This is a genomic window from Bacteroides sp., from assembly GCF_019417265.1.
GTDB lineage: Bacteria > Bacteroidota > Bacteroidia > Bacteroidales > Bacteroidaceae > Phocaeicola.
In genome coordinates, this window is record NZ_DXVR01000122.1 from 1 (window position 1) to 6,689 (window position 6,689).

Below are 6,689 nucleotides of genomic sequence, written 5' to 3' on the forward strand. Positions count from 1 at the left end.
GTCGGAAAACGAAAGTAGGAAGAAAACTACTTCGTTTTCCTCCTACTCGATTTTATTTATATTATTGGTTATTTATATTCGTCCCAACTCTTGATTGCTATATCGTCTATGCTCATTGTGCAGAACGCATTGATGAATGCGCTTGCAAGACGTGCGTTTGTCACGAGAGGAATATTCAAATCCACAGCTGCACGACGGATCTTATAACCGTTTTCAAGCTCGGTTGGAGTAAGATCACGTGGGATATTTACCACCATGTCAATTTCCTTCTTGTGCAGCATTTCGAGAGCCTGAGGATGTCCTTCTTCGCTTGGCCAGTAAACGCGAGTGTTTTCTACGCCGTTTTCTGTAAGGAACTTGGATGAGCCGCCTGTAGCGAAGATGTTGTAACCTTTAGCCTTGAGGGCACGTGCAGCCTGAAGCAGGTCAACCTTCTGTTTCAGTGTACCTGTTGACATCAGGATGTTCTTTTCAGGGATGCGGTAACCTACAGAAAGCATAGCCTTCAATACCGCGCATGAAGTATCGTCGCCGATACATCCCACCTCACCTGTAGATGCCATATCAACGCCCAATACAGGGTCGGCCTTCTGTAGACGGTTGAATGAGAACTGGCTTGCCTTGATACCAACATAGTCGAGGTCGAACAGGTTCTTCTCAGGTTTTTCAACCGGCAGACCGAGCATAACCTTAGTTGCAAGTTCGATGAAGTTAATCTTCAATACTTTACTTACGAATGGGAATGAACGGCTGGCACGCAAGTTACATTCGATAACCTTGATATCGTTTTCACGTGCAAGGAACTGGATGTTGAACGGACCGGAGATGTTAAGCTCTTTTGCAATCTGACGGGAGATACGCTTGATACGGCGTACAGTCTCAACATAAAGTTTCTGTGGAGGGAACTGTATAGTAGCGTCACCTGAGTGTACACCGGCAAACTCGATGTGTTCAGAGATAGCGTATGCCACGATTTCACCGTTCTGTGCCACAGCATCCATTTCAACTTCCTTGGCATGTTCTATGAACTGGCTCACTACCACAGGGTGCTTCTTAGATACGTTGGCCGCAAGCTGCAGGAAGCGTTCAAGCTCCTCTTGGTTAGAACATACGTTCATGGCCGCACCTGAAAGCACGTATGAAGGACGAACCAATACAGGGAAACCTACCTTTTCGATAAATGCGTTGATATCTTCCATAGAAGTAAGCGCACTCCATTCAGGCTGGTCAACACCGATACGGTCGAGCATAGCCGAGAACTTGTCGCGGTCTTCTGCATTGTCAATGCTCTTGGCGGAAGTACCGAGGATATTTACTTTCTGAGCATCAAGACGAAGCGCGAGGTTGTTAGGAATCTGTCCACCTGTAGAAACGATTACTCCGTGAGGATTTTCCAGGTCGAGGATATCCATTACACGTTCGAAAGTCAACTCGTCGAAATACAGACGGTCGCACATATCGTAGTCTGTTGACACAGTCTCAGGGTTGTAGTTAATCATTACAGAGCGGTAACCTTCCTTGCGGATAGTGTTAAGAGCCTGAACGCCACACCAGTCGAACTCTACAGAAGAACCGATACGGTAAGCTCCTGAACCGAGAACCACGATACTCTTGTGGTCGCCAAGGTAATGAACATCGTTAGCTACGCCGCTGTAAGTCAGATACAGGTAGTTAGTCTGTGCAGGATATTCAGCAGCCAGAGTATCTATCTGTTTCACTACAGGCACGATACCTACACTCTTACGGTGGTTACGGATATCAACGATAGCATCTTCCATCTCACCCTTGTAACCGATTGCACGAGCCACCTGGAAGTCAGAGAATCCCTGACGTTTAGCCTTATAAAGCAGTTCGTTTGGCAACTGTGAAAGTTGGGTATGGTTGTTTCCCCATTCGTGGAGTTCCTTAGATGTCTGCATGATGTTCTGCAGCTTGTCGAGGAACCACTTGTCTATTTTTGTAAGGTCATGTATCTGGTCAACAGTGTAACCGGCACGCATAGCCTTGGAGATAACGAAGATACGTTTGTCTGTCGGTTCGCGGAGGGCCTTGTCGATATCATCGATAACAAGTTCCTTGTTTTCAACGAAACCGTGCATTCCCTGACCAATCATACGAAGACCTTTTTGGATAGCTTCTTCGAAAGTACGTCCGATAGCCATTACTTCACCTACAGACTTCATGCTTGAACCAAGCTCGCGGTCAACACCGTGGAACTTACCCAAGTCCCAGCGAGGAATCTTACATACGCAGTAGTCAAGAGCCGGCTCGAAGAATGCAGAAGTAGTCTTTGTTACAGAGTTCTTAAGGTCGAACAGTCCGTATCCCAAACCGAGTTTCGCAGCAACGAAAGCCAGAGGATAACCTGTAGCCTTAGATGCAAGAGCAGAAGAACGGCTCAGACGAGCGTTAACCTCGATTACTCGGTAGTCTTCCGATTCCGGGTCGAAAGCATACTGTACGTTACATTCACCCACGATACCGATGTGGCGGATGATGCGGATTGCAAGTTCACGCAACTTGTGGTATTCGCTGTTTGTAAGAGTCTGTGATGGAGCGATAACGATAGACTCACCGGTGTGGATACCCAGCGGGTCGAAGTTTTCCATGTTACATACAGTGATACAGTTGTCGAAACGGTCGCGAACCACTTCGTATTCCACTTCCTTCCATCCCTTCAAGCTCTTTTCTACAAGCACCTGTGGAGAGAAAGAGAAAGCCTTTTCGGCCAAAACGTTAAGTTCTTCTTCGTTGTCGCAGAAACCTGAACCAAGGCCACCAAGTGCGTATGCGGCACGGATGATTACCGGATATCCAAGTTCTTTGGCTGCACGGCGTGCATCCTCGATGTTTTCTACAGCTTCACTCTTGATAGTCTTGACATTGATTTCGTCAAGTTTCTGAACGAAGAGCTCACGGTCTTCAGTGTCCATGATAGCCTGTACAGGAGTACCAAGAACACGAGTCTCATATTTTTCGAATATACCTGCCTTGTAGAGAACAACACCGCAGTTTAATGCTGTCTGTCCACCAAATGAGAGCAGTACGCCGTCAGGACGTTCCTTAGCTATTACTTTTTCTACGAAGTAAGGCGTAACGGGCAGGAAGTAAATCTTGTCTGCCACTCCTTCTGAAGTCTGCACTGTAGCGATATTAGGGTTGATAAGGATGGTTTCTATACCTTCTTCCTTAAGAGCCTTAAGAGCCTGTGAACCGGAATAGTCGAACTCACCGGCTTCGCCGATTTTAAGTGCTCCGGAACCTAACAATAATACTTTCTTTATATTTTCTTTCATTGTACTTTTCTTTTTAATGGATTACAGCAATTTTACAAACTCATCGAACAGGAATTCTGTATCAGTCGGACCACTTGCAGCTTCCGGGTGGAACTGTGCGGAGAACCAAGGGTTCTTTTTGTGGCGGATACCTTCGTTAGAGCCGTCGTTCATGTTGATGAACAATGGTTCCCAGTCTGAGCCAAGAGTGTTGTTGTCAACGGCATAACCGTGGTTCTGTGAAGTAATGAAACATTTTTCTGTTCCTACCATACGAACCGGCTGGTTGTGGCTGCGGTGACCGTATTTCAGTTTGTATATTTTTGCGCCTCCTGCTTTCGAGAGCAACTGGTTACCCATACAGATTCCGAAGATAGGAAGTTTTTCGTTCTGCATAGCCTTGCGTATATTCTGTACTGCAGCATCACAAGTGTCAGGGTCGCCAGGACCGTTTGAGATAAACAGACCGTCGAATTCAAGAGAGTTGAAATCATAGTTCCATGGAACGCGGATTACTTCTACATCGCGTTTCAAAAGGCAACGGATAATGTTCGATTTAACACCACAGTCCACGAGTACGACTTTCTTCTTGCCTTCGCCTTCGTTGTAGCGGATTACTTCCTTGCAGGAAACCTTATCAACGTAGTTCACTCCGGCATATTCAGCCTCAGGAATGTTGTCCGGTTCATCGTCGAATACGATTTTTCCCATCATCACACCGTGTTCGCGCAATACCTTTGTAAGCTCACGAGTGTCAATGCCTGTAATTCCCGGTATCTGCTCACGTTTAAGCCAGTCGCCAAGGCTTTCCACTGCATTCCAGTGAGAATACTTTTCGCTGTAGTCGCTCACGATAATCGCTTCGGCATGAACCTTCTCGCTTTCCATAAAATGAGGAAGTCCGTTTTCCGCGAAAGTGAAAGGAGGTACACCGTAGTTTCCAACCAAAGGATAAGTCAGTGTCATAAGCTGACCGGCATACGAAGGGTCTGTCAAACTTTCAGGGTAACCGGTCATGGCTGTGTTGAACACCACTTCGCCAGCTACCGGTTTCTCATAACCGAACGACTTGCCATGGAAGCGGCTCCCGTCGTCGAGGATCAATGTTACATTTCTCATTATCAGTATATTTATTTTTTAGTTTTTAGCTTTTAGCTTTTAGTTGTAAGAAGAGTTTTTTTGGGGTGAGTTGTTAGTTCTTAGTTGTTGGCTGTTAGAACTAAAAACTAATAACTAACAACAAGGAACTAAAACTTATAATTTTCTTCTATATAGTTTATAAATGCCTGATTTACCAGTTTTACTCCGCCCGGAGTAGGATAGTCTCCGCTGAAGTACCAGTCGCCTGTGTGGTCTGGGCATGCTTCGTGCAGTCCTTCCAGTGTCTGATATACTATCTCCACTTTAGCTTGTGTTCCGGCAGGTGTCAGCAGTTCCACCATTTTGGCTGATATCTCTTCATCCGTGAACGGTGCGTATATCTCTTTTACATAGTTCACCATCTCTTCTTTAGACAATCCTAATTGTGCCTTGGATTTGCTGTATGCATTTATTATAACGTCCTGCATACCTCTTTCCTCAAGCAATGCTATGGCAGCCTTAAAGGCAATGAACTGCTCCATGCTTGCCATGTCTATACCGTAATAGTCCGGATAACGTACCTGTGGTGATGATGATACTATCACTATCTTTTTCGGGTGCAGGCGGTCGAGTATGCTTATGATACTTTGTTTCAGTGTTGTACCACGAACTATACTGTCGTCTATTATCACCAGATTATCTGCGTATGGCACGAGGCTTCCGTATGTAATATCATATACGTGTGCTGCCAGATCATTGCGGGTATTTCCTTCGGCTATGAACGTACGCAGCTTTATATCCTTGATTGCAACTTTTTCACTTCGGATACGCTGTGAAAGAATCTGTTCAAGCTCGCTGTGGCTCGGTTTATGTCCCAAGGCCTCTATACGTTGTACTTTCAGCTCATTCAGATAATTGTCGAAACCTTCCAGCATTCCGTAGAAAGCCACTTCGGCTGTGTTAGGGATGAAAGAGAACACCGTGTGAATCACATCGTTGTCTATAGCTTTCAGAATAGGATTCACCAGTTTCTCGCCGAGTTTTTTTCTTTCGCGGTATATATCCATGTCGCTGCCGCGGCTGAAGTATATACGTTCGAAAGAACAAGCCTTTTTCACTTTCGGCTCGTTTATCTGCGCCAGACGCATCTGTCCTTTTTTGCTTATCATTATTGCCTGACCAGGCTGGAGTTCGTTTATACTGTCGGCAGGAACATTCAGTGCTGTCTGTATCACAGGACGTTCTGAAGCCAGTACGAATATTTCATCGTCCATATACCAGAATGCAGGACGTATTCCCCATGGGTCACGCACGGCAAAGCTTTCGCCGCTACCGGTCAGTCCGCATATCACGTAACCGCCGTCCCATGTCGGACTTGATGTTTTCAAAACGTTTGTCAGGTCTATTCTGTCTTCTATGGCATGAGTTATGTCCATACCTTCCAGACCTTCGCCTTTACATTCAGTGTATAGTCTTTCCACTTCGCGGTCAAGGCGGTGTCCCACCTGTTCAAGCATTATATACGTGTCGGCATATTTGCGTGGGTGCTGTCCGTCGGCAGTGATTGACGCAAATATTTCGTCAACATTCGTAAGGTTGAAATTTCCGCACAGCGCAAGGTTCTTTGCACGCCAGTTGTTGCGGCGGAGGAACGGGTGTACATACGATATTCCGCTCTTACCTGTAGTGGAATATCTCAGGTGTCCCATATACAGTTCGCCTGCAAAAGGAAGACACTTCTCGGCATATTCGGCATCACGCATCTGTTCCGGTGTCAGATTGCGGAAATAGCTGTGTACAGTTCCGAAAATCTCGGTTATGGCTCCTGCGCCAAGTCCTCTTTCGCGGAACATGTATTCTTCGCCCGGTGCAGCCTGAAGTTTCACACAAGCCAGTCCGGCAGCTTCCTGTCCTCGGTTATGCTGTTTCTCCATCAGAAGGTACAGTTTGTTGAGTCCGTACATCCATGTACCGTATTTCTGCTGATAGTGTTCCAGTGGTTTCATCAGGCGTATCATCGCCACCCCACATTCGTGCTTTAGTTGTTCCATACCTTAATTATCTATATTTGTATTGTTGTATATCGTATAATGCTTTGGACGAAAAAAATCCCGGATATGCCGAAATGCATTTCCGGGTAAATATGAATTTTCTGAAAAAGAAAAGTCTGTATGTTTGAAAAACAAAAATAACATACTTGAAAATGAAAAACGGATTTTGGCAAAAAGAAATGTAACAGCATTTCTGTATGCTTCCGAAGTTTTACAATATAGAAAAACCGAATAAAATCTTTTCATCTTCTGGGTCTTAATAAAGATATTATATATATAATGT

General features: G+C 45.4%; 3 protein-coding genes. All 3 read right to left on the reverse strand.

Annotated elements, in window-relative coordinates; all coding sequences use genetic code 11:
• Nucleotides 1-68: 68 nt before the first annotated feature.
• The 3 genes from carB to QZ379_RS11540 all read right to left on the reverse strand — a co-directional run bounded on the left by carB (nt 69) and on the right by QZ379_RS11540 (nt 6,406).
• A complete protein-coding gene (gene carB / locus QZ379_RS11530; protein ID WP_291564782.1) occupies nt 69-3,296 on the reverse strand; it encodes a carbamoyl-phosphate synthase (glutamine-hydrolyzing) large subunit in 3,228 nt (1,075 codons plus the stop codon).
• 21 nt (nt 3,297-3,317) lie between these two features.
• Nucleotides 3,318-4,394: a glutamine-hydrolyzing carbamoyl-phosphate synthase small subunit gene (carA, locus tag QZ379_RS11535; protein ID WP_291564784.1), complete on the reverse strand. Its 1,077-nt coding sequence runs from the start codon at nt 4,392-4,394 to the stop codon at nt 3,318-3,320.
• Between the two features lie 128 nt (nt 4,395-4,522).
• Nucleotides 4,523-6,406 carry an amidophosphoribosyltransferase gene (locus tag QZ379_RS11540; RefSeq protein WP_291564786.1) on the reverse strand — a complete coding sequence of 628 codons (1,884 nt, stop codon included), beginning with the start codon at nt 6,404-6,406 and terminating at the stop codon, nt 4,523-4,525.
• Between the last annotated feature and the right edge of the window lie 283 nt (nt 6,407-6,689).

Coding starts and splice junctions, on each gene's coding strand:
- carB (WP_291564782.1), bottom strand. CDS start 3,296: ATGAAAGAAAATATAAAGAAAGTATTATTGTTAGGTTCCGGAGCACTT.
- carA (WP_291564784.1), bottom strand. CDS start 4,394: ATGAGAAATGTAACATTGATCCTCGACGACGGGAGCCGCTTCCATGGC.
- QZ379_RS11540 (WP_291564786.1), bottom strand. CDS start 6,406: ATGGAACAACTAAAGCACGAATGTGGGGTGGCGATGATACGCCTGATG.